This is a genomic window from Anaeromyxobacter soli, assembly GCF_022808855.1.
Lineage (GTDB): Bacteria > Myxococcota > Myxococcia > Myxococcales > Anaeromyxobacteraceae > Anaeromyxobacter > Anaeromyxobacter soli.
In genome coordinates, this window is record NZ_JAKZLF010000025.1 from 1 (window position 1) to 21,753 (window position 21,753).

Below are 21,753 nucleotides of genomic sequence, written 5' to 3' on the forward strand. Positions count from 1 at the left end.
GGCGGGCGGGCGCGCCGGACCGGACGACGCGCGCAGCCGGCGCCCGCGCCGCCGCCGAGAGCACGCGATAGGCCTCCGCCACCGCCCGGAACTCCCGCGCGAGCTCCGCCTCGGGGCGGCCGAGCGCGCGCGCCCGGTCCGGATGCGTCTCGAGCGCGCGGCGCCGGTAGGCCTCGCGCAGCGCGCCGCGCCAAGCGCTCGCGTGCGGCGCGAACGACGGGCCGAACAGCACGCGCCCCGCGTGCGCGAGCGCCTCGACCGTGATCTCCGCCGTCGCCGTGGTCACCGATATCGCCCGCTCGATGGGTAGCCCTGGCCCGCGCCGCCGGCCAGTTTTCGGCCAGGCGAGCGGGCGGTCGCCCGGCGTCCGGGGCGCGCACGGGCTGCGCGGGCGGCCTCGGCCCGAAGCGTCCGCTGACTACCGGCCGGGCGCCCGACATGGGATAAGCGACCGCATGATCCGGAAGATCGTTCAGATCGACGAGGCGCGCTGCGACGGCTGCGGCCAGTGCATCCCGTCCTGCGCCGAGGGCGCCATCGCGCTCGTGAACGGGAAGGCGCGGCTCTCGGCCGACGTCCTCTGCGACGGCCTCGGCGCGTGCCTCGGCGAGTGCCCGCAGGGCGCCATCACCGTGATCGAGCGCGAGGCGGCGGCGTTCGACGAGGCGGCGGTGAAGACGCACCTCGAGAAGACCGGCGCGCCGGGTCACGCGCACGCCCACGCCCCGGCTCACCCGGCGCAACCCGCCGCGAGCGCGCCTCCGCCGCGCCCGAGGCCGCGGCTGTCGATCGTCTCGGACCCGGGCCCCGCCGCAGGCGCCGGCTGTCCCGGGTCGCGGCCGCGCACGCTCTCGCCGCGCCCCGTGCCCGTGCCCCTGCCCTCCCGCGCCGGGTCCGGCGCGGGCCCCGCCCAGAGCCGGCTCGGCCAGTGGCCGGTCCAGCTCCACCTCGTGCCCGTGACCGCCCCGTACTTCCAGGGCGCGGACCTGCTCGTCGCCGCCGACTGCGTGCCGTTCGCGTACGCCGGCTTCCACGACGAGCTCCTCGCCGGCAAGGCCCTCGTCGTCGGCTGCCCGAAGCTCGACGACAACCGCTTCTACGCCGAGAAGCTCACCGAGATCCTCACGTGCTCCGACATCCGGAGCGTCACGGTCGCGCGCATGGAGGTGCCGTGCTGCGGCGGCATCGCGATGTCGGCCCGGCACGCCGTGGCGGCGTCCGGGAAGGCGCTGCCGCTCAGGGACGTGGTGGTGGGGGTCGACGGCGCGCTGAGGTGAGCGCGCGGGGGACCCGCCCCGCTGACCGCCGGGTGCCCTGAACCGCGACCGACCTCGACCCCCGTGCGCGAGGCCGACCCGCACTTTCCCCTGCGCGCCGCCGATGTCCGCGGCATCCTCGCGGCGTGCCCGCCCGCATCCTGCGCTTCGCCCTCGAGGACCTCCGCGCGCGCTACGCCGACCCCTCCGCGGCGGGCGTCGATCCGCGCACGGACACCGCGCCCTTCCGCGCCTTCCGCGCCGCGCTCCTCGAGCTCGCCGCCCGCGCGGCCACCGCCGAGGCCGAGCTCTCGATGTGGTGGGACGGCACGTACAACGGCTACTTCCTCGCGGTGGCCGTCGAGCCGCCGGAGGCGCTCGCGGCCCTCGACGTGGCGCCGGCCTGCCCGCCGGACGACGACCGGGTCGCCGTTCCACGCGCCGACCGCTATCCTCTCGCGCACCTCGAGCCGGGGCGCGCCGTCGTGGCGCGCGACGCGGACGGCGCGAGCTTCGAGGCACCTTTCGGCGCGCCCAGCGGTCACTTCGGCGCGCCCGGCATGAGGAGGATTCCATGAAGGCGGTCCTGTTCGACGGCAAGGGCGGTCCCGAGATCGTGCGCTTCGCCGAGACCTCCGATCCCGCGCCGGTGCGCGGCGAGGTGCTCGTGCGCGTGCGCGCCGCCGCGCTGAACCGCGCCGACCTCCTCCAGCGCCGCGGCCTCTATCCGCCCCCGCCCGGCACGCGTGAGGACATCCCCGGCCTCGAGCTCGCGGGCGAGGTCGCCGCGGTCGGCGCGGGCGTCACCGCCTGGAAGCCCGGCGACCGGGTGATGGCCATCGCCTCGGGCGAGGGGCAGGCGGAGCTCGCCGTCGTGCACGAGCGGATGCTCGTGCGGATCCCGGACGCGCTCTCCTTCGAGGACGCGGCGGCGATCCCCGAGGCCTGCGTCACCTCGCACGACGCGCTCTTCACCCTCGGCGGCCTGCGGCCGGGCTGGCCGGTGCTCATCCACGCCATCGGCTCCGGGGTCTCCACCGCGGCGCTGCAGATCGCGAAGGCGGCCGGCGCGACGGTCATCGGCACCTCCCGCACGGCCGACAAGCTCGAGCGGGCGCGCGCGCTCGGCCTCGACCACGGCCTCCTCGTCTCGAAGGACGAGCCGCGCTTCGCGGACGAGGTGCGGCGCCTCACCGGAAAGCGGGGCGTGCCGCTCGTGCTCGACTTCGTGGGGGCCCCGTACGCGGCGGAGAACCTCGCGGCCCTCGCCAGCGGCGGGCGTGTGGTCGTCATCGGCACGATGGGCGGCCCGAAGGCCCAGCTCGACCTGGGGCTCCTCATGCGCACGCGCGCCACCTTCGTCGGCACGGTGCTCCGGCCCCGCCCGCTCGAGGAGAAGATCGCCGCCACCCTGGCGTTCGCGCGCGACGTCCTCCCGCTCGTCGCCTCGGGCAGAGTGAAGCCCATCGTGGACGCGGTGATCCCGGCGGAGCGCGCCCGCGAGGCGCACGAGCGGATGGAGCGCAACGAGAGCTTCGGCAAGCTCGTGCTGAAGTTCTGAGCGTCGCGACGCCGGAGCAGGCTCTCCTCGACTCCCACGCGAGCGCGGGGGGCCGCGTCACCTTCACGTGGAGACCGGCCGCCGCGGCTCCGTGCCGCGCCGCGTTGCGCGCGAGGGTCCCGCGCCCAACGTTCCCTGCATGGCCCGACTTTGGCTCGTCCGCCGGCTGCGCCCGGCGGCCGTCGCCACCGCGCTCGGCCTCCTCGCCGCGTGCGGTGGCGGCAGCGGGAGCAGCGGCGCGGCGGCACGGGCGGAGGAGCTCCCCCGAAACGAGTGGCGGTGGATCGATCTGCCGGGGACGTCGTGCAGCGACGGATCGCCGACCGGCATCGCGGTGAACCGCGGCGACGGCGACGACCTCCTCGTCTTCCTGGACGGCGGCGGCGCGTGCTGGGATGCGCTCACCTGCTTCACGCTCGGGCTCGCGAAGCCTGGCCCCTTCGCGGCCCCGGAGTTCGCGGCGCGCTCAGCCGACGTTCCGGGCACGATCCTCGACCGCTCGGCCCCGGGGAACCCGTTCGCGCGCTACACGCTCGTGTTCGTGCCGTACTGCACGGGCGACGTGCACGCCGGGGACGAGATCCAGCGCTACCCCGGATCGCCGCGCCGCTGGTTCCACAAGGGCCGCATCAACGTCGCGCTCGCCCTCGACTGGCTCGACGCGCACCTGGGGGCGCCGCCGAAGGTGGTGGTGAGCGGCGCATCCGCAGGCGGCTTCGGCGCCCTGCTCGCCTTCGACAGCTTCCGCCGCCGCTGGCCGGCGACGCGCGGCTATCTCGTGGACGACTCCGGCCCGCCGCTCGTCGGGGACGACTTCTCTACCGCGGTGCGCGCCGCCTGGTTCGTGAGCTGGCGCCTCGACGAGGTCCTCCTGCCGCTGTGCGGGACGCGCTGCGCGGAGGACCTGTCGCAGATCTTCCCCACGCTCTCCGCGCGCTACCCGGGAGATCGCCTCGCGCTCCTCTCCTCCACCCGCGACTCGGTCATCCGCACCTTCGCCTTCCTCGAGCCCGCCCGCTTCGAGGCGGCCATCCGCCGGCTCGCGACGGAGGTCATCGCGCCGCTCCCGAACGCGCGCACGTTCCTCGTGCCCGGGGCGACCCACACGCTCGTGGGCGACCCCGCCGCGTTCAGCGCGGGCGGCGTGCCGCTCATGGAGTGGCTGCGCGAGGAGGTGGAGGACGATCCGGCCTGGGTATCCGTGGGGCCGTGAGACGTGGGGGGAACTCGGAACTCTGGGTCAGGTCGGGCAAGCGGGTCGGGCGCGGCGCGGGCGGGTCGGCGGCCGCCGAGGCCCGCCCAACAGCCGTGCGAGCAGCCGTTCTGGCCGCACGCCGGGTGGACGACCGCTCGGTGAAGGACGGCTCGGCGGCTCGACGGTTCGCCGCCCGCGCGGCGAAAGCCCTTCCAACGGGCACGCGCCGCGGCGTGGCGGGCTGCGCACGATATGGCGGAATGCGCCTGCCAAAGGCCGGCGCCTCGCGCAGCCGCTCGCGGCCTGCGCACCCGCGAGGACGCGGGCGCGCGCCGCGACGGGGTCCTCCCGCCCGGACCCGACTGCGCCTCGTCTCGCGGCGGAGAGAAGGCCACCTTCTTGTCCGAGTCGATCCTCACCCGCGCAAGGCCGCTGCTCGTCGCGCGGCTCGCCGGCGCGCTCCTCACGCTCGCCGTCCCGATGGTGCTCGCGCGCGTGCTCGTGCCGGCGTCCTACGGCACGTTCAAGCAGGCCTGGCTCCTCGCCCAGACCGTCGCGCTCGTGCTGCCGATGGGCATGACGATGAGCCTCTACTACTTCGTCCCGCGCGAGCCGGGCGAGCGCGACGCGCACGTCGCGCAGGCGCTCTGGTTCCACCTCGTCCTCGGGATCGCGGCGGCGGCGCTCCTCCTCCTGTGCGCGCCGCTCGTGGACCGGCAGTTCCACAACCCGGAGCTCTCGCGGAACCTGCGCTGGGTGGCCGCCTTCACGGGCCTGCAGATCATCGGGGCGCCGCTCGACATCGCCTGGAACGCCTCCGGCCGCATCGGGGCGGCGGCGGTGGCGCGGCTCCTCACCGAGGTCGCGCGCGGGGCGGCGATCCTCGCCGCCGCCCTCGTCGGCGGCTCCGTCGAGGCGGTGTTCGTCGGGATCACCGCCGCCCACCTGCTCCGCGCGGCCTGGACCTTCGCCGCGCTCGGGCGCGCGCACGGGCTCCGCCTCTCCCTGCCCGCCCTCCGCCGCCAGGCCGCCTACGCGCTGCCGTTCGGCGCCGCCTTCCTGCTCATCGTCCCGCAGCAGCAGCTCCACCACTACGTCGTCGCGGGGGCGGTCTCGGCGGCGGCGTTCGCCGTCTACAGCGTGGGCACGTTCCAGCTCCCGGTCGTCGACATCCTGTACACGCCCGTCTCGGAGCTGCTCCAGATCGGGCTCGCCGAGGTCGAGGGCGCCGGTCGGCCGCCGCGCGCCGGGCTGCCGCTCTTCCACGAGGCGGTGCAGCAGCTCGCGTTCGCGTTCCTGCCGCTCATGGGCCTCCTCGGCGTCATCGCCCCGGCGCTCATCGAGCTCCTCTTCTCGGCCCGCTACCTCGAGGCGGTTCCGATCTTCCGGCTCGGCATCCTCTCCGTGGCGCTCGCCGCGCTGCCGCTCGACGGCGTGATGCGCGCGCGCGCCCAGACGGGCTACATGGTCGCGCTCTCGGCGGCGAAGCTCGCCGCCACGGTCCCGCTCGTCGTCGGCGGGCTGCGCGCCGCCGGGCCCATCGGCGCGCTCGGCGGCTGGATCGTCGCCGAGGCGCTCGCCCGCGCGCTCATGCTGCACCGCGCGGCCCGGCTGTTCGAGGTGCCGCTCGCCCGCATCCTGCCGGTGCGTGCGCTCGCTCGCCAGCTCGCGGCGACGGGCGTCGGGATGGCGCCTGCCTGGCTGGTGGTGCGCGGGCTCGACGCGCCGCTCGTGCTGCGCGTCGCGGCCGCGTGCCTCGCCTTCGCCGCGGCGTACCTCGGGCTCTCCTGGGCGCGCGGCTGGCTGCCCGCCGGCTGGATCTCCCTCTTCGCCACGCGCCGCGCCCGCACGGTCGCGGCTCCGTCGGAGCCATGACCCCGTGCCGGGCTCGTCGCAGGAGCGCCGAGCGCGCACCGTCGAGGTGATGCGCCGCGGGAACCCCTGGATCCTCCTCCTCGCCGCTGCTGCGCTTGGCCTCGCCACCGCCGCACGCCTCCCCGCCGCGTGGGAGAGCGGCAACGCGCTCAACCACGTCTCGGGAGCGTGGATGGCGCTCGCCGACGACCTCGCGCACGGCCGGTTCTACCGGCCGATGGTCGACCCCGAGCTCGGCTACGGCGGGACGCGCTGGTTCCCGCTCGCCTTCGCGGCGCACGCGGGGCTGCGGCGGGCCGGGCTCGATCTCATCGTCGCCGGCTACGCGCTGTCGCTCGCGACCGGGCTGCTCTCCGTCGCCGCCGCGTACGTCCTGCTCCGCCGCGTGGGCACCCCGCGCGCGCCGGCGGCGGCGTTCGCGGCGCTCACGCTCGGTACCTTCGCCACCCAGTACTCGCTGTCCTCCAGCCGCTACGACCTCCTGCCCGTCGGGCTCGGCGCGCTCGGCCTCGCGGCCGTCGCGCGCGGACCGTCAGGCCGAGCGCTCGCGGCGGCGGCGGTCCTCTTCGCGCTCGGGTTCGCCGCGAAGCCCACCGCGCTCACCGCCCCGGCGGCGGCGATGGCCTGGCTGCTCCTCCGGCGCGAGCGCCGGGCCGCGGTCATCCTGGGGGCGGGCGTCGCGGCCGGCATGGTGGCGGTGGTCGGGCTCACCAACGCGTTCTCGGCCGGCCGCTTCTTCGAGCTCCTGGAGGCGACCGCCGTGGGCGGCGGCTCGGCGCGCGATCTCCTCGTCGCGCCGGTCCGGCTCGCCCACGAGATCGCCGTCGAGGATCCGGCGGCGATCGGCCTGCTCGGCGCCTCCCTCGCCGCCGCGCTGGCCGGGCTCCGGGGTCACGTGCGTTCCTCTCGCCGCGGCACCCCTCGCGCGGCCCTGCTGCCCGTGCTCTGGCTCGGGGCGGCGCTCGCCGCGGTGGTGGTGGTGTACGCGTCGCCCGGCACCGGCGTGAACCACCTCGTCGAGGTGGAGGTCGCCGCGGCGCTCTCGCTCGGCACCGCCTGGCGCGCGCGCGGCACCGCCGGGAGCATCGCGCGGGGCCTCGCGCCGGTGGCCTGCGCGCTGGGCCTCGTCGTGGTCGCCGGGATGGCGCGGGAGGACCTCGGCCGCTCGCGCCTCGGCGAGCTGCGCGCCCTCGCCGCCGCGCTCCCGCCCGGCACCGTCCTCTCCGAGGACCCGCTCCTGCCGCTCGTCGCGGGCCAGCGGCCGTTCGTGCTCGACACCTGGATGCTCCGCCTCGCCTCCGAGCGCGATCCCGACCTCGCGCGCCCGCTCCTCGACGAGCTCCGGCGCGACGAGTTCGCGGCGGTCGTCCTCTTCCAGGATCTCGACCTGCCCGGCTCGCGGCGCTGGTACGACCGCGGGAACCTCGGCCTCGACGTGGTGGGGGAGGTCGCGCGCCACTACCGGCTCGCCGAGACGTACGGGCGTTACCACCTGTACCTGCCGGCCCGGGCCGCCCCGACGGACGCGCCGGTGGCGGTCGCGCCCCCGGCACGGACGCGGAGGAGTCAGGGGCCGGTCCCGCCTCGCTCCACGGGGATCCCGGCCTCCTCCGCGGCGCTCGGCGCGCGGGCCACGCCCTGACGGGCCCGGCGGTCTCCATGGCCCGCCCGGCGGGTCGGGGATAGAGTCTCGCCCCGCATGCGCGAGCCCTCCGCCTCGACTCCGGCCACCCCCGTCCTGCCGCCCGCCGTGGCGAAGCGCGAGCTGACCGCCCGCGCCATCGCCATCGCCGTCCTCGTCGCCGCGCTCATGGGCGCGGCGGAGCCGACCGTGGTGCTGCGCATCGGCTACGGGCCGAACATCTCGGTGGTGAGCGCCTTCCTGGGCTTCATCCTCATCTCGATCATCGGCGTGATCACCCGCCGCCGCGGCACGCGCTGGGAGAACAACCTCGTCCAGACCGCCGGGACCGCCGCCGGCTCGGGCGTCGGCTTCATGGCGGTGGTCCTCGCCGCCATCGACATGCTGAACCAGCGCGGGCTCATGAACCTGCACCTCTCGAGCCTGCAGATCTTCGCCTGGCTCGCGCCCTCCGGCCTCCTGGGCGTGCTCCTCGCGGTGCCGCTGCGCAAGCACTACATCGACCAGGAGAACCTCCCCTTCGCGGACGGCACCGCCGCCGGCGAGACGCTGCTCGTCCTCGACGAGGGGCCGAAGCAGGCCGGCCCGCGGGTCGCCGCGCTCGGGTTAGGCGGCGCGGTCTCGGCCGGCCTCACCCTCCTCCGCCAGTCGCTCGGCTGGATCCCGGAGACCTTCGCCTTCCGCTTCCTCACGCCGCACGCCGAGTCGCTGCGGGTCGGAACCGAGCTCGGCGTGCTGTCGCTCGGCGCGGGCATCCTCGTCGGGTTGCGCGTCACGCTCTCCATGGCGCTCGGCATGGTGCTCGCCTGGATCGTCGCGCCCGAGCCGCTCCTCGCGCGCGGCCTCGTCCCGGAGCTCACCTTCAACGCGGTGCTGCAGCGCTGGATCATGTGGCCGGCGACCGGCCTCATGGTGTCGGGCGGCCTCACCGCCCTCGCCCTGAAGTGGAAGGTCATCGCGAAGACGTTCCAGGGCCTCTCCGGGAAGGAGGCGGACGCGGGCGGCGACTTCCCGATGCGCTGGGTGGTGTGGGGCGCGCTCGCCTGCGGGGTGGTCCTCGCCGCCGTGCAGAAGATCTCGCTCGGCTTCCCGCTCTGGCTCTCCGCGGTGTCGGTGCTCCTCTCGATGATCCTCATGCTCGTCGGCATCCGCGTGCTCGGCGAGACGAACTGGGCGCCCATCTCGGCCATGGCGAACGTGATGCAGGCGGTGTTCGCGGTGCTCGCGCCCGGGCACGTGCCGATCAACATGATCGGCTCCGGGATGAGCGGCGCGGTCGCCGCCAACGGCGAGCACCTCATGCAGGACTACCGGGCCGGCCGGATCGTCGGCTCCACGAACCGCCACCTCACCTACCTGCAGCTCATCGGCGTCCCGGTCGGCGCCGCGGCGGTGGCGTTCGCCTATCCGGCGGTGCGGGCCAAGTACGGCATCGGCGGGGAGGGCGGGCTCACCTCCCCCATCTCCGTGAAGTGGGCCGGCTTCGCCGAGCTCCTCTCGAAGGGCTTCGGCGCGCTCCCCACGAGCGCGCTCGTGGCGCTCGTCATCGCCCTCGTCGTCGGGGTGGTGCTCACGGTCCTCGAGTCGAACCCGCGCTTCGGGCGCTACGTGCCCTCGCCGACCGCCATCGGCCTCGGCGCGCTCATCCCGGGCTTCGCGGTCGTGCCGATGGTGATCGGCGGGATCGGCCAGGATCTGTGGCGGCGCCTCAGCCCGCGCACGGAGGAGGTCTACGCGACGCCGCTCGCGTCGGGCTTCATCACCGGCGAGGCGCTCGTGCTGCTCGTCCTCGCGTTCGCCGCGGCGTTCTAGCTCGAGGGATCCCGAAAAGGCGCCGGGCCCGGCGCGTGGCGCCAGGCCCGGTCGGTGTGAAGTCTCGCCGGCGGCCGTCCGCGGCGCAGGGCTCCGGTCGCAGGCGGAGCGTGGCGCCGCGCAGGGGGTGGACGGCTAGCGGACGAACTCCACGTGAGGGTTCATGTGACGGGCGAGGGGTGAGCGCGTCAGAAGCTCGAGCGCGCGCTCCAGGCGCTGATCGCCCATCCCCGGAACGGACTCGTACGCGGCGGAGATCAGCTCACCGAGGGTAGTGACGAGCCGGCGGGTAGCGGTGCTCTTCTCGGAACGACGGCGGCGGTTGGCCTTCATGGTCCCTCCGGTGGGGGCGATTCGGCGTGGCGTGCTCGTCCTCTCCTCACTAGCAATCCGCTTGCCTCGCCCCGACGGTCGGGGTTACAGGGGCTTGGCTCGATCCAGGGGCCCCGGCACCGGTAGACTTTCCAGTGCCTACCTCGAAATCCCGACAGTCCACACGAAGGACGTATCCGGGCTTCCATCGCCCGAAAGAACCACGCCGCCATGCCGACGAAGCCCTCCCGAGAGCTGGACACCTTCCCCAACCCGAAGCCCGAGCGCCCGTTCGAGATCTCGATGGAGTGCCCGGAATTCACCTGCGTGTGCCCGATGACCGGGCAGCCCGACTTCGCCACCATCCGGCTTCGCTACGTCCCGGCGGAGCGTTGCGTGGAGCTGAAGAGCCTGAAGCTCTACCTGTGGAGCTTTCGCGACGAGGGGACGTTCCACGAGGCCGTGACGAACCGGATCTGCGACGACATCGTCCGGGCGATCCAGCCCCGCTGGATCGAGGTCGTGGGCGACTTCGCCGTCCGGGGCGGCATCCACACGGTGGTTACGGCGCGCCAGGGCGAGCGCCCGGCCGGCGTGTAGTCGCCCGGAAAGGCCCCGGCGCGCCCCGGCCGCGCCGGGTTCCCCTCCCCTCCCTCGCGGCCCAGCTTTCCCCCCGGGGGGAGCGCGTTGCGCACGGGCCGGCTGTCCATCGCGTACGTCCACTACGGCGCGCAGAGCGGCGTCACCGACCAGGTGGCGCGCGCGCTCGAGGCGCGCGGGCACGACGTCCGGCTCGTCGAGGCGACGGGGGATCTCGAGCCGCGCGACCCGGTGAGCCGAAGGCTCCGACCCGCGCCCGCGTTCGCCCTGAACCTCGCCGTCGCGGCCGCCCGCTTCGGCCTCGGGCGCAGCGCGCTCGACCACCGCTGGAACACGCCGTACGCGTTCGACCACCACGCGCTCCGCGCCGGCGAGGCGCTGCGGGCGCTCGACCCGCCGCCCCAGGTCGTGCTGCAGAACGGCGCGCTCTTCGCCCCGGGCCTCCCGGCCCCGTACCCGTACGCGCTCCTCCTCGATCACACGCGGGCGCTCGCGATGAGGAGCCCAGCCTGGCCGGTGGCCGGGCTCGCCGCGCCGGTGGACTACGGCGAGGCCTGGCGCGCGCGAGAGACGGCGCTCTACCGTCGAGCCCGCCTCGTCGCGACCTTCAGCGAGAACGTCGCGCGCTCCCTCGCCGACGACTACGGCGTCGATCCGGCGCGCGTCCGCGTGGTGGGCGCCGGCGCGAACACCTTCCCGGGAAACGCGCCCCGCCAGGACGACGGCCGGACGATCCTGTTCGTCGGGCGCGACTTCGCCCGCAAGGGCGGCCCGGTGCTCGCGGAGGCGTTCGCGCGGCTGCGGCGGCTCGAGCCGCGCGCGCGGCTGCTCGTGGCCGGCCCGCCCACGCCGCCGAAGCTGCCCGAGGGGGGACACTGGCTCGGCCCCGTGGAGCTCGACGAGCTGCCCGCCCTCTTCGCGCAGGCGACCGTCTTCGCCATGCCCTCGCTGCGCGAGCCGTTCGGCCTCGCGTTCCTCGACGCGATGGCCTGCGCCGTGCCCTGCGTCGGCCCCGACCACGAGGCGGTGCCCGAGATCGTGAGCGAGGGCGAGACCGGGCTCCTCGTCCCGCCGGGCGACGCCGGCGCGCTCGCGCACGCCCTCGAGCGCCTCCTCGCGGATCCCGTGCGCGCCCGCGCCATGGGCGCGCGCGGCCGCGCCCGCGTCGCGGCCCGCTTCCTCTGGAGCCACGTCGCGGCCCGCCTGGAGCGCGCCCTCCTCTCCGCGGTCTCGCCCCGCGGGAAGGCCGCCTGACGCCGTCCGCGACGCGGCGCGCCGCGGCGCCGGGCGAGCGCGCCGGACGCCGGTGTAGGTGGCGCGCGGCGCCCCCAACGCCCTCGCCCCTCGGATACCCGACACGGCCGCGGAGCCGGGAAAAGGAGCGGTGGGGTAGAATTCCGCCCCAGGTGTCCGATCCCGCACAGCCGCAGGTGGCCCGGTTCGAGCCCGCGTCGCTCCTCGGCTCCGTCCTCGACGGACGGTACGAGCTCGTCGCGCACCTCGCCACGGGCGGCATGGGCGCGGTGTTCCGGGCCCGCCACGTCCACCTGCGCAAGGACGTGGCGGTGAAGGTCCTCCGCCCGGATCTCTCCGCGTCGGCCGACCTCGTCGAGCGGTTCCGGCGCGAGGCCGAGATCGCGAGCGCGCTCGAGCACGACAACATCGTGCGCGTCACCGACTTCGGCCGTTGCCCGGACGGCTGGCTCTTCCTCGTCATGGAGCTCCTCTCCGGCGAGAGCCTCTTCGACCGGCTCCGGCGCGAGGGGTTCCTGTCGCCCGAGGAGGCCGTCCCCGTGCTCTGGCAGGTGTGCGCCGGGCTCGAGGCGGCGCACGCGCTCGGCGTCGTGCACCGCGACCTCAAGCCGGAGAACGTGTTCCTCGCCAGGACCGCGAGCGGGCGCGAGGTCACGAAGCTCCTCGACTTCGGCATCGCGAAGATCGCCGATCCCGCGAGCGGCAGCGCCACGCAGGCCGGCGTCGTGGTCGGCACGCCCGAGTACCTCGCGCCGGAGCAGGCGCTCGGGGGCGAGGTGGACGCGCGCGCCGACCTCTACGCGGTCGGCCTCATCGCCTGGCGGATGCTCGCCGGCCGCCACCCGTTCAAGGCCGACGAGCCGCGCGCCCTCCTCATGATGCAGGCGACGCGCCCGGTGCCGCCGCTCACCGACCCGCGCCCGGACCTCGGCGCCTACCCCGGGCTCGTCGCGGCGATCGCGCGCGCGTGCGCGAAGGAGGCCGACGCGCGCCACCCCTGCGCGAGCGCGCTGCGCGCGGACCTCGCGGGGGCGCTCGGACCGGCGTTCGTCCTGCCGCCGAACGCGACGCCCTCGCCCGCGCTGTCGCTCTCCGGCGCGCAGCTCTCGGCATCGCCGGCGGAGCCGGCGGGCGGCGTCGAGACGCGGCCTGCGCTCGCCCCCGTCGTCCCCGCGCCCGCGCCCGGGTGGCGGCTCCCGCCCGCCGCCGCCCGCCTCGCCGCACGCGCGCGGGCCACCGCCGAGCGCGGCGCCCGGCGTGCGCGCACGGGCCTGGCCTGGCTGCGCGCCCACCCGCCGGTCGCCGTCGCCTGCGCGCTCGCGCTCGTCGCCGCGCTCGTGGTCGCCGCCGTCGTGGGATCGAGCCGGGGCAAGGCGGCCGCCGATGCGCGCGCCCTCCTCGCGGCGCAGCGGCCCGGCCCGGCGCTCGCGCTCCTCGATCGCGCGCTCTCGTCGCGCCCCGAGGACTCGGAGCTCCTCCTGCTCCGGGCGCGGGCGCTGCACCGCCTCGGCGCCGCGGGTCCGGCGGTCACCGCCTTCGCCACGGCGCGCACCCGGGCGCCGCTCGACGACGCCGCCCGGGCGGACCTCGTCGAGGCGCTCGCCGCGGAGCGGCCCGTCGCGGACCGCGCCCACCGGCTGCTCCTCGACGAGGGGGAGGCGGCGGTCCCCTTCGTGCTCCGCGGCGCGCGGGAGGGGGCGCCCGCCCAGCGGCTCCGCGCGCTCGAGCTCGCGCGCGACATGGGCGTGGAGGAGCGGCTCGATCGGCCCGCCGCGTACGGCGCGCTCCTCGACGCGCCCGACTGCGACGTCCGCCGCGCCGCCGCGGAGCGCCTGGGCGAGGTCGGCGATCCCGCCGCGCTCCCCGCGCTCCGGCGGGCCGCGGCCGCCCGGGTCGAGACGAAGGGGATCTTCGGCATCTCGCGCCAGGCCCCGGCCTGCGGCGCGGCCGAGGCCGCGGCGGCCGCCCGGCGTGTCGAGGCGGCGGTCCGCGCGCCCTGAGCGCCCAACAGGCCAGCGCCGCGCGGAGCCCTGCGCGACGCCCGCGGCCGTGCTAAACGACGCCCGCACTCCATTCCCCTCCCTCCGCTCCGGCGGGGCGGACGGGCTCGCGAGGAGACCGGATGGCGCGGACGAAGGCGACGGCAGCGAAGGCGGCGGCGGGGGCGAAGCCCGCCGCGGTGAAGGCGTCGGGCACCCCGGCCGCGGAGCTCGCGGCGGACGCGCTCGCGCTGCCGGTGTACGAGGAGGACGTCAAGGGCGGACTGCGCGGGCGCCTGAAGGGGCTCGACGCGATGCTCGGCGGCGGCCTCGCGGCGGCCGCGAAGGCCGAGCGGTTCGAGGGAAAGCCCGGTCAGGAGCTGGCGCTCCCGACCCTCGGTCGCGCGCCCGCGGGCCGCGTGCTGCTCGTCGGCGTGGGACCGCGCGCGAAGGCGAGCGCCTTCGCCGCCGCGGGCTTCGAGCCGCTGCGCGTCGCCGCCGGCAAGGCCGCCCGCGCGGCCGGCAAGGCCGGCGCGCGCTCCCTCGCGATCGCGCCGCCCGAGGACGGGTTGGGCGACGTCGCCGCCGCGGCGCGCGCGCTGGCGGAGGGCGCGCTCCTCGGCGGCTACGGGTTCCGGCGCTACAAGAGCGAGGCGCCGAAGCGCGCGCCGCTCGCCGAGCTCACCGTCGCGGTCCCGGCGGGCGCGGAGAAGCTCCCCGAGGTGAAGGCCGCGCTCGAGCTCGCGCGCGAGGTGGCCCTCGCGGTCGCCTGGGCGCGCGACCTCGTGAACCTCGGCCCGGCGGACTGCACGCCGGCGCTCCTCGCCGAGCAGGCGGAGGCGCTCGCGCGCGAGGCGAGGCTCGCCGTCGAGGTGCGCGGCCCGAGGGAGATCGCGGCCCTGAAGATGGGCATGTTCCTCGGCGTGACGCGCGGCTCGTCCGAGCCGCCGCGGCTCGTGACGGTGAGCTACGTGCCGAAGGGCGCGGCGGCGAAGAAGCCCCCGGTCGTGCTCGTCGGGAAGGCGATCACCTTCGACTCGGGCGGCCTGTCGCTCAAGCCCACCGAGAGCATGGTGACGATGAACACCGACATGGCGGGCTCGGCGGCCGTGCTCGGCGCGATGCGCGTCGTCGCCCACCTCGCGCCGCCGTTCCCGGTCCACGCGGTGCTGGGCGCCTGCGAGAACATGCCGGGCGGCAAGGCCTACAAGCCCTCGGACGTGCTCGTCTCGTACGCGGGCAAGAGCGTCGAGATCACCAACACCGACGCGGAGGGGCGGCTCGTCCTCGGCGACGTGCTCGCCTGGGCGGCCGAGACGCTGAGGCCCGCGGCGATGATCGACGTCGCGACCCTCACCGGCGCCTGCGTGGTGGCGCTCGGCCACACCACCGCCGGCCTGTTCGGCCCGGACGGCGCGACGGTGGACGGGGTGCTCGCCGCGGCGCGCGCGTCGGGCGAGGAGATCTGGCGGCTCCCCATGACGGAGTCGCTGAAGGAGCAGCTCGAGAGCGACCGCGCGGATCTCAAGAACACCGGCGAGCGCTGGGGCGGCGCCATCAGCGCGGCGCACTTCCTCCACGCCTTCGCGAAGGACGTGCCCTGGGCGCACCTCGACATCGCCGGCCCGTCGCACGCGCCGAAGGAGCGCGGCTACGTCGCGAAGGGCGGCACCGGGTTCGCGGTGCGGACGCTCGTCGAGTTCGTGCGCGGCTTCGGCCGGTGAGCGCGCCCGCCCCGGGCCGCGCGAGGGGCGCTGCGGCGCCCCCGCCGCCGGGGTAACCTTCTCCCGTGAACGCGATCGACGCGCTCGTCCGGATGCTGCGGCCCGCCGGCGGCGGGGTCCACCTCGTCTCGACCGGCAGGGCGGAGCAGCTCGAGCTGCAGCGCCGGCTCTACGGCGCGGCGGACCAGGACGCGGTCCGCGCCCGCTGGCGCGAGGCGCTCGGCCGCGCCGCGGGGGCGCGCGCGGTGCTCCTCGGGATCCCGTCGGACTCCGGCGGCGGCGTGCAGCGCGGCGCGAACCTCGGGCCGGGCGCGATCCGCGCGCAGCTGCTGGAGGACGACTCCCGGTGGGCCGAGCGGGCCCGCGAGGCCGGGCTCGTCGATCTCGGCGACGTGTTCGTCGTCCCGCAGCTCCTCGAGGACGCCATGCTCTCGGAGGCGCAGCGCGAGGCGAGCGCCCGCGCGCTCTACCCCGACCTCGCCGACGCCGAGCGCCGGACCTGGCCGGTCTCGCCCCTGTCGATCGCCGAGCGCGCCCTCGGGCTCGTCCTCGCCGCCAACCCGCGCGCGCGGGTCTTCGCCCTCGGGGGCGATCACTCCACCGCCTGGCCCGTCGTCAAGGCGCTCGCCGCGGCCCGCCCCGGCCTCGGCATCGTCCAGATCGACGCGCACACCGACCTCCTCGCCGAGCGGCTCGGCGTCCGCTACTGCTTCGCGACCTGGTCGTTCCACGCGAACGAGCTCCTCGGCCGCCGCGGCCGGCTCGTCCAGGTCGGCACGCGGGCGTCCGGGCGCGATCGGAAGCACTGGGAGTCGACGCTCGGGGTCCGGCAGTTCTGGGCCGCGGAGGTGCGCCGCGATCCCGCGGCGGCGCTCGACGCGATCCTAGCCCACGTCAGGGCGTCCGGCGTGCGGGAGGTCTACTTCTCGAACGACATCGACGGCACCGACGCGGCCTTCGCGGACGCGACGGGCACGCCCGAGCCGGACGGGCTCGCGCCGGACTTCGTGTCCGCGCTCGTCGCGCGGCTCGGGCGGGAGGTCGGGCTCGCGGGCGGCGACGTGATGGAGGTCGCTCCAAACGTCGCCCGCAGCGCCGGGGGCGGGCCGCGCACCGTCGCGCTCGCGGCGCGGTACCTGCGCGAGACGATCGACGCGGGGCTCGGGAGCTAGGGGCGCGCCGCCCGGCGGGGTCCGGCGCGCGGCCGGGAAAAGGCGCGGCCGCGCAAAAGAAGAGCCCCGGATCCGTCGGATCCGGGGCCTCGGGTGTTCGGACGGGATCGAGCGGGTCGCTCGTCGGGTCGTTACGCCTTCGCCTTCTCGGCGGCCTTCTTGGGCGTCGCGGGCGTGAGCCCGATGATGGCGCCGATGGCCGCGCCCGCGGCCGCGCCGCCGACGGCGAAGAGCGAGCCGATGGCGGTGACGCCGAGGACCATGCCGAAGACGATGAGCGCCCGGGCAGCGAAGGAGGCGGTGACCGGCGTGCCGAAGATGCCCCCGGCGAGCATCACGCCCGCGTAGCCGCCGTAGAGGAGCGCGGGCAGGAGCGCGACCGCGAGGAAGAGGGCGAGACCGACGCCGGCGCCAACGAGAGCAGGAACCTTCGAGTTCTTCGTCATGACCGTTTCTCCTTTTCGTCCCGGGGCCGTCCGTCCGGCCACCCACCCTCGCCAATGTGCATCTCGCCTGCCAGCTCGTTCGCGTCTCGTTCCGCGGGCTTCCACGCGGCCGTGTCGGGGATTCCCGACGCGCCCGCCATGCCGCCCGACAGCGCGGTGCCGCCCGGGTGGTGCTACCCTCACCCCGTGAACGCCTTCAAGCCGCACCTTGTCGCAGTCGCCGATTATCCGTACGCGAAGGTCGACGCGCGCGTGAAGCTCGACCAGAACGAGAGCCCCGAGGACTTCCCGCCGGAGCTCAAGGCCCGCGCCCTGGCGCGCCTCGAGGCGCTGCCCTGGAACCGTTACCCGGAGCTGCACGCCGAGGACGTCCGCGCGGCGCTGTCGCGCCACGAGGAGTGGCCCGAGGAGGGGATCGTCGTCGCCCCGGGCTCGAACCTGCTCGTCCTCGCCCTCGCGCAGGGTGCGCGCTCCGTGCTCGATACCGCCCCGGCCTTCCCTTACTACAAGGGGGGCGCGACGGCGGCCGGCACCCCGTACCGCTCCATCCCCCTCGGCGAAGGCTTCGCGCTCCCCGTGGACGCGCTCCTCGCCGCCATGGAGGGCCCTCCCGGCGTCCTGTTCCTGCCGAACCCGCACGCGCCCACCGGGCGGCTGTTCGAGACGGCGGAGGTGGAGCGGCTCGCGGCGCGGGCGCGCGAGCGCGACTGGCTCCTCGTCGTGGACGAGGCGTACCACGCCTTCGCGGGCACCGACTCGCGCCCGCTCGCGCGCGCGAACGCGAACGTCGCGATCCTGCGCACCTTCTCGAAGGCGTGGTGCCTCGGCGGCATCCGCGCGGGCTACCTGCTCGCCGCGCCGCGCGTCGCCTCGATCGTGCGGGCGCTCGTGCCGCCGTTCTGCATCCCCGCGCACACCGGCGCGATCCTGCTGACCGCGCTCGAGGCGCCGGGCGCCTTCGCGCCGATCCATGCCCGGATCCGCGCGGAGCGCGCGAGGCTCCTCGCCGGCCTCGCCGCGCACCCGACCTGGAAGCCCTACCCGAGCGCCGCGAACTACGTGCTCGTGCGCACGCCGGACGCGAAGGCGGCGTTCGACGCGCTCGTCGCGAAGGGGATCCTCGTGCGCCGGCAGGATCACTACGCCGGGCTCGAGGGGTGCATCCGCATCTCGGTGGGGACGCCCGAGGAGAACGACGCGCTGCTCGCGGCGGCGGCCAAGCTCTAGGTGACGCGTACGGCGCGCGAACCGGCCTCGCGGGCACGCGAGGCGGGTTCGCGCCCGCCGGGCCGTCACTCCGCTCGCAGGATGACCTTCAGCGCCCGCTCCTTCGCGGCGTTGGCGAACGTGTCGTAGGCCTTCACGACGTCGTGGAGCGCGAACTCGTGGGTGATGAGCTTGCGCGGCGCGAGCCGCCCCGCGACGACGTTCTTGAGGAGCATCGGGGTCGTGTTCGTGTCCACGAGCCCCGTCGTGATCGTGACGTTGCGGATCCAGAGCTTCTCGAGCTTCAGGGAGACGCTCTTGCCGTGCACGCCGACGTTCGCGACGTGCCCGCCCGCCGCGACGATCTCCTGGCAGACGTCGAAGGTGGCCGGGATCCCCACCGCCTCGATGGCCACGTCCACGCCCTTGCCGCCGGTGAGCGCCATGACCTTCTCGACCGCCTTCCCGTCTCCGCTGTTGACGGTCTGGGTCGCGCCGAGGCTCTTCGCGACCTGGAGGCGGTTGTCGTCGAGGTCCACCATGATGAGCTCGGCCGGAGAGTAGAACTGCGCGGTCAGGAGCGCGGCGAGGCCCACCGGCCCGCCGCCGACGATGGCCACCGTGTCGCCCGGCTTCACGGCGCCGTTGCGGACGCCGACCTCGAAGCCGGTGGGGAGGATGTCGCTCAGCATGACGAGCGCGCCCTCGTCCACGCCCGGGGGCACCGCGTAGAGGCTCGTGTCGGCGTACGGGATCCGGACGTACTCGGCCTGCGTCCCGTCGATGAGGTGACCCAGGATCCAGCCCCCGTTCGCGCAGTGCGAGTACATCCCCTTCTTGCACGCCTCGCACTTGCCGTCGGCGGTGATGCAGGAGATGAGGACCCGGTCGCCCTTCTTGAAGGTCGTGACGCCCGCGCCCGCCTCCTCGACGACGCCGACCCCCTCGTGCCCGAGGATCCGGCCGTCGGTGACCGCCGGGACGTCGCCCTTCAGGATGTGGAGGTCGGTGCCGCAGATCGTGGTCTTCACCACCTTCACGATCGCGTCGGTCGGTTCCTTGATCGTCGGCTTCGGCTTCTCCTCCCACGCCTTCTTCCCGGGGCCGTGATAGACGAGCGCCTTCATCGCAACCTCCTCCTTTCGTGGAGCGCCTGGAGCGCGGAGCGAACGCGCCGCACCTCCCGCAGCCTCCCAGACCACGGCCGAAATGGCAGGACCACGACGGAGCCCCGCCGCTTTTCCGGAGCCCCGGGGTCCCTCCGAAGTGGAGCGGCCGAGCCCGCGCACCGAGGCCGGCGCGGCGGGCGCGATCTCCGCCCGCGCCCGGCCGCCGGCCTCGAGCGCTCGTCCGCGTCCCGCCGCGGGCTCCCGCGCTGGGCGCGCGCAGGTGTTCACCGCGCTGTCAGTGAATCCTGGGCAGGAGCGGCAGGCCCGCGACGATCCGCGCCTCCTCCGCCGCGAGCTCGGCGAGGCGTGCGTCCACGTCCCCCGCCCCGTGCCGCCGGGCGAGCTCGACGAAGAGCCGCTCGTGCCCCGCCTCGGACTGCGCGAGCCGGGCGTACAGCTCGCGCAGCCGCGGCTCCTCGAGCGCGCCGGCGAGGAGCGCGAGGCGCTCGCAGCTCCGCGCCTCGATGAGCGCCGCCGCGAGCAGGCGGTCCACGAGCCGACCTTCGCCGCCGCGCACGCGCCGCAGGAGCGCCTGCGCGTATGGATCGCCCCCGTCGGGCGTGAGCGCGACGCCGAGGCGGCCCATCTCGGCGAGCACCGCGAGGAAGTGCTGCAGCTCCTCCTGCGCGAGCCGCGCCACCGCCCGCACGAGCTCCGGGCGGTCGGGGTGCTCGGCGACGAGCTTCACCGCGCTCGCGGCCGCCTTCTTCTCGCAGTGCGCGTGGTCGGCGAGGATCGACGGCAGGTCGGCGAGCGCGACCTCGAGCCAGCGGGGATCGGTGCGAGAGCGGAGGAGCGACACGGCCGGGGTTGTAGCTGCCGTGCCCCTCCCCCGCTCGTCCGCCCCCCCGGGATGGGCTCGGACGGGGATGCGCGCGTGCGCACTTTCGAGTGAAGGCTGGAACTCGAGCGGGGGGGAGAGCGCATGCGCGTTCGGACGGTGGTGGCGGTGGCGTTGCTCGCAGGCGCTGGGGTCGCGCGGGCCGGCGTGTCGCTGGGCGTCGAGGCGACCATCGGCGCGGAGAAGCTCGGGGTGGAGCGCGCGCCGCTCTCCAACGAGGCGCTCCTGCCCATGGGACAGCTGGGCGGCACGGTGCTCCTGCGCGTCGGCACGCTCGCGCTGGGCGCCGCGGCCGGCGGCTACTTCCACCGCTCGCAGCTCGAGCGGTACGACGCGAGCGGCCTCGCGGGGCTCTCCTTCGACGTCCTGCCCCTCCTGCGGATCGAGCTCCTCGGCGAGGTCGGTGCCGCGAACCTTCGCACGCGCTCGGACCTCGGCGAGGCCGTCGCGGGCAACTGGTCCACGTTCTACGGCGTGCGCCCGGGCGTCTCGCTGAAGCTCCCGGTGTTCCCGCTCCGGCTCGGCGTGTGGGGGCTCGCGCGCTGGGGGCTGCCCGGCATGGACTCTCACGAGCCGGCCCTCGGGATGCTGGGGCGCGTCGGGGTGGATTTCTAGAGCGACCGGCGGCGGGCGCCCCCGGGGCACCACCGCGCGGCCGGCGAGGCCGCCCGCGCCCGGCGCACGGGCTCCGCGATCACCTCAGCCGAGCGCCGCCACCCGCGCCGCGCCGAGCGTCACCGGCCGGCGCGGGATCCGCCCGAGCGTGAAGCCTCCGACGAGCTCCGCGGGACGGCAGCGCGCGCCCGGCAAGGCGAGCCCGGACAGCTCGGCGAGGAGCCCCACCACCGCCCCGGGCGCCACGCCGCGCTCGCGCAGCTCGGCGAGCGAGAGCGCGCCGTGCCGCTTCGCGAGCCGCTCTCCGTCCTCGCCCACGACGAGCGGGACGTGGGCGAACCGCGGCGCCGCGAGGCCGAGCGCGCGGTAGAGCTGGAGCTGGCGCGCGGTCGAGGGGAGGAGGTCGTCGCCGCGCACGACGTCCGTCACCTCCATCGCCGCGTCGTCGACGACGACCGCGAGCTGGTAGGCCGGGAGGCCGTCCGCGCGCGCCACGACGAAGTCCCCCACCGAGCCCTCCACGTCGAAGGCCTGCGGCCCGTGCACCCCGTCCTCGAACGCGACGAGGCCCGGCTCGCTGCGGAGCCGCCACGCCGGCGCGCGGGTGCGCGCGCGGAGGGCGCGCTCGGCCCTGGAGAGTCCGCGGCAGGTGCCCGGGTAGCGCGGGCCCTCGTCGGACGGCCCGTGGGGCGCCTGCGCCGCGGCGGCGACCTCGGCGCGCGAGCAGAAGCAGGGGTAGACGCGGTCGTCCGCGCGCAGCCGCTCGAGCGCGGCGGCGTAGCGCGGGAGCCGCTCGGACTGGCGGTAAGGTCCGGAGGGCCCCCCCACGTCGGGCCCCTCGTCCCAGTCGAGCCCGAGCCAGGCGAGCTCGTCGAGGATGCGCGCCTCCAGGCCGGGGCGGACGCGCGGGCCGTCGAGGTCCTCGACGCGCAGGGCGTAGAGGCCGCCGGGCGCCCGCGCGGCGAGCCAGGAGAGGAGCGCCGTCCGGGCGTTGCCGAGGTGGAGCGGACCGGTGGGGGACGGTGCGAAGCGGCCGCGGATCAAGGCGTGCCTTGCGTGGCCGCGCGCGCGGCCTGGATGCGGGGATTCGGCCG

The 21,753-nt window shown here is 76.0% G+C and carries 20 protein-coding genes; 14 read left to right on the plus strand and 6 right to left on the minus strand.

Annotation, left to right across the window (positions count from 1 at the left end):
• Nucleotides 1–286, minus strand: a 286-nt coding sequence (locus tag MLV88_RS16345) for a J domain-containing protein (RefSeq protein WP_243337999.1), incomplete at its 3' end; no start/stop codon positions are given.
• Nucleotides 287–455: 169 nt separating this feature from the next.
• On the opposite strand from MLV88_RS16345, the gene MLV88_RS16350 reads away from it, so the two are divergent.
• The 7 genes from MLV88_RS16350 (at nucleotide 456) to MLV88_RS16380 (ending at nucleotide 9,341) form a co-directional block, all read left to right on the plus strand.
• Nucleotides 456–1,277: an ATP-binding protein gene (locus MLV88_RS16350; protein ID WP_242340988.1), complete on the plus strand. Its 822-nt coding sequence runs from the start codon at nucleotides 456–458 to the stop codon at nucleotides 1,275–1,277.
• Between the two features lie 125 nt (nucleotides 1,278–1,402).
• Nucleotides 1,403–1,834, plus strand: a complete 432-nt coding sequence (locus MLV88_RS16355) for a hypothetical protein (RefSeq protein ID WP_242340989.1) — start codon at nucleotides 1,403–1,405, stop codon at nucleotides 1,832–1,834.
• The gene (locus tag MLV88_RS16360) at nucleotides 1,831–2,817 is read left to right on the plus strand and encodes an NAD(P)H-quinone oxidoreductase (protein WP_243338001.1); all 987 of its coding nucleotides are present in this window, start codon (nucleotides 1,831–1,833) and stop codon (nucleotides 2,815–2,817) included. Before MLV88_RS16355 ends, MLV88_RS16360 begins: the two co-directional genes overlap by 4 nt.
• A 139-nt stretch (nucleotides 2,818–2,956) precedes the next feature.
• Nucleotides 2,957–4,030 carry a pectinacetylesterase family protein gene (locus MLV88_RS16365; protein ID WP_243338003.1) on the plus strand — a complete coding sequence of 358 codons (1,074 nt, stop codon included), beginning with the start codon at nucleotides 2,957–2,959 and terminating at the stop codon, nucleotides 4,028–4,030.
• 381 nt (nucleotides 4,031–4,411) lie between these two features.
• On the plus strand, nucleotides 4,412–5,887 hold the full coding sequence (locus tag MLV88_RS16370) for a lipopolysaccharide biosynthesis protein (RefSeq protein WP_243338005.1): 1,476 nt from the start codon (nucleotides 4,412–4,414) through the stop codon (nucleotides 5,885–5,887).
• Between the two features lie 4 nt (nucleotides 5,888–5,891).
• Entirely contained in the window at nucleotides 5,892–7,529 is a 1,638-nt protein-coding gene (locus tag MLV88_RS16375) for a glycosyltransferase 87 family protein (RefSeq protein ID WP_242340993.1), read from the plus strand.
• 57 nt (nucleotides 7,530–7,586) lie between these two features.
• Nucleotides 7,587–9,341 carry an OPT/YSL family transporter gene (locus tag MLV88_RS16380; RefSeq protein ID WP_242340994.1) on the plus strand — a complete coding sequence of 585 codons (1,755 nt, stop codon included), beginning with the start codon at nucleotides 7,587–7,589 and terminating at the stop codon, nucleotides 9,339–9,341.
• Between the two features lie 135 nt (nucleotides 9,342–9,476).
• Here the strand turns inward: MLV88_RS16380 and MLV88_RS16385 are convergent, their stop codons facing one another.
• Nucleotides 9,477–9,674, minus strand: a complete 198-nt coding sequence (locus MLV88_RS16385) for a hypothetical protein (protein WP_242340995.1) — start codon at nucleotides 9,672–9,674, stop codon at nucleotides 9,477–9,479.
• 210 nt (nucleotides 9,675–9,884) lie between these two features.
• Between MLV88_RS16385 and queF the strand changes: the two genes are divergently transcribed.
• The 5 genes from queF to MLV88_RS16410 all read left to right on the plus strand — a co-directional run bounded on the left by queF (nucleotide 9,885) and on the right by MLV88_RS16410 (nucleotide 16,382).
• Nucleotides 9,885–10,253 (plus strand): preQ(1) synthase, encoded by a 369-nt coding sequence (gene queF, locus MLV88_RS16390; protein ID WP_242340996.1) that lies wholly within the window; start codon nucleotides 9,885–9,887, stop codon nucleotides 10,251–10,253.
• Nucleotides 10,254–10,340: 87 nt separating this feature from the next.
• On the plus strand, nucleotides 10,341–11,507 hold the full coding sequence (locus tag MLV88_RS16395) for a glycosyltransferase family 4 protein (RefSeq protein WP_242340997.1): 1,167 nt from the start codon (nucleotides 10,341–10,343) through the stop codon (nucleotides 11,505–11,507).
• A gap of 152 nt (nucleotides 11,508–11,659) precedes the next feature.
• A complete protein-coding gene (locus tag MLV88_RS16400) occupies nucleotides 11,660–13,507 on the plus strand; it encodes a serine/threonine-protein kinase (protein ID WP_243338008.1) in 1,848 nt (615 codons plus the stop codon).
• Between the two features lie 122 nt (nucleotides 13,508–13,629).
• A complete protein-coding gene (locus MLV88_RS16405; protein ID WP_242338406.1) occupies nucleotides 13,630–15,210 on the plus strand; it encodes a leucyl aminopeptidase in 1,581 nt (526 codons plus the stop codon).
• 65 nt (nucleotides 15,211–15,275) lie between these two features.
• On the plus strand, nucleotides 15,276–16,382 hold the full coding sequence (locus MLV88_RS16410; RefSeq protein ID WP_242355263.1) for an arginase family protein: 1,107 nt from the start codon (nucleotides 15,276–15,278) through the stop codon (nucleotides 16,380–16,382).
• A gap of 131 nt (nucleotides 16,383–16,513) precedes the next feature.
• Here the strand turns inward: MLV88_RS16410 and MLV88_RS16415 are convergent, their stop codons facing one another.
• Nucleotides 16,514–16,828 carry a hypothetical protein gene (locus MLV88_RS16415; RefSeq protein ID WP_242338401.1) on the minus strand — a complete coding sequence of 105 codons (315 nt, stop codon included), beginning with the start codon at nucleotides 16,826–16,828 and terminating at the stop codon, nucleotides 16,514–16,516.
• A 138-nt stretch (nucleotides 16,829–16,966) separates the two neighbouring features.
• Here MLV88_RS16415 and MLV88_RS16420 point away from each other — a divergent pair, with 138 nt between their 5' ends.
• On the plus strand, nucleotides 16,967–18,055 hold the full coding sequence (locus MLV88_RS16420; RefSeq protein WP_242355265.1) for a pyridoxal phosphate-dependent aminotransferase: 1,089 nt from the start codon (nucleotides 16,967–16,969) through the stop codon (nucleotides 18,053–18,055).
• A 65-nt stretch (nucleotides 18,056–18,120) separates the two neighbouring features.
• Here the strand turns inward: MLV88_RS16420 and MLV88_RS16425 are convergent, their stop codons facing one another.
• Both MLV88_RS16425 and miaE read right to left on the minus strand, forming a co-directional pair.
• Nucleotides 18,121–19,161 (minus strand): zinc-dependent alcohol dehydrogenase family protein, encoded by a 1,041-nt coding sequence (locus MLV88_RS16425; RefSeq protein ID WP_242338397.1) that lies wholly within the window; start codon nucleotides 19,159–19,161, stop codon nucleotides 18,121–18,123.
• A gap of 277 nt (nucleotides 19,162–19,438) precedes the next feature.
• The gene (gene miaE, locus MLV88_RS16430) at nucleotides 19,439–20,005 is read right to left on the minus strand and encodes a tRNA-(ms[2]io[6]A)-hydroxylase (RefSeq protein WP_242338395.1); all 567 of its coding nucleotides are present in this window, start codon (nucleotides 20,003–20,005) and stop codon (nucleotides 19,439–19,441) included.
• Between the two features lie 123 nt (nucleotides 20,006–20,128).
• Here miaE and MLV88_RS16435 point away from each other — a divergent pair, with 123 nt between their 5' ends.
• Entirely contained in the window at nucleotides 20,129–20,659 is a 531-nt protein-coding gene (locus MLV88_RS16435; RefSeq protein ID WP_242338393.1) for a hypothetical protein, read from the plus strand.
• A gap of 84 nt (nucleotides 20,660–20,743) precedes the next feature.
• On the opposite strand, the gene gluQRS is transcribed toward MLV88_RS16435, so the two are convergent.
• The gene (gene gluQRS, locus MLV88_RS16440; protein ID WP_242338392.1) at nucleotides 20,744–21,703 is read right to left on the minus strand and encodes a tRNA glutamyl-Q(34) synthetase GluQRS; all 960 of its coding nucleotides are present in this window, start codon (nucleotides 21,701–21,703) and stop codon (nucleotides 20,744–20,746) included.
• Nucleotides 21,704–21,753 lie beyond the last annotated feature (50 nt).

Coding starts and splice junctions, on each gene's coding strand:
- MLV88_RS16350 (WP_242340988.1), top strand. CDS start 456: ATGATCCGGAAGATCGTTCAGATCGACGAGGCGCGCTGCGACGGCTGC.
- MLV88_RS16360 (WP_243338001.1), top strand. CDS start 1,831: ATGAAGGCGGTCCTGTTCGACGGCAAGGGCGGTCCCGAGATCGTGCGC.
- MLV88_RS16365 (WP_243338003.1), top strand. CDS start 2,957: ATGGCCCGACTTTGGCTCGTCCGCCGGCTGCGCCCGGCGGCCGTCGCC.
- MLV88_RS16380 (WP_242340994.1), top strand. CDS start 7,587: ATGCGCGAGCCCTCCGCCTCGACTCCGGCCACCCCCGTCCTGCCGCCC.
- MLV88_RS16385 (WP_242340995.1), bottom strand. CDS start 9,674: ATGAAGGCCAACCGCCGCCGTCGTTCCGAGAAGAGCACCGCTACCCGC.
- queF (WP_242340996.1), top strand. CDS start 9,885: ATGCCGACGAAGCCCTCCCGAGAGCTGGACACCTTCCCCAACCCGAAG.
- MLV88_RS16405 (WP_242338406.1), top strand. CDS start 13,630: ATGGCGCGGACGAAGGCGACGGCAGCGAAGGCGGCGGCGGGGGCGAAG.
- MLV88_RS16415 (WP_242338401.1), bottom strand. CDS start 16,828: ATGACGAAGAACTCGAAGGTTCCTGCTCTCGTTGGCGCCGGCGTCGGT.
- MLV88_RS16420 (WP_242355265.1), top strand. CDS start 16,967: ATGCCGCCCGACAGCGCGGTGCCGCCCGGGTGGTGCTACCCTCACCCC.
- MLV88_RS16425 (WP_242338397.1), bottom strand. CDS start 19,161: ATGAAGGCGCTCGTCTATCACGGCCCCGGGAAGAAGGCGTGGGAGGAG.
- MLV88_RS16435 (WP_242338393.1), top strand. CDS start 20,129: ATGCGCGTTCGGACGGTGGTGGCGGTGGCGTTGCTCGCAGGCGCTGGG.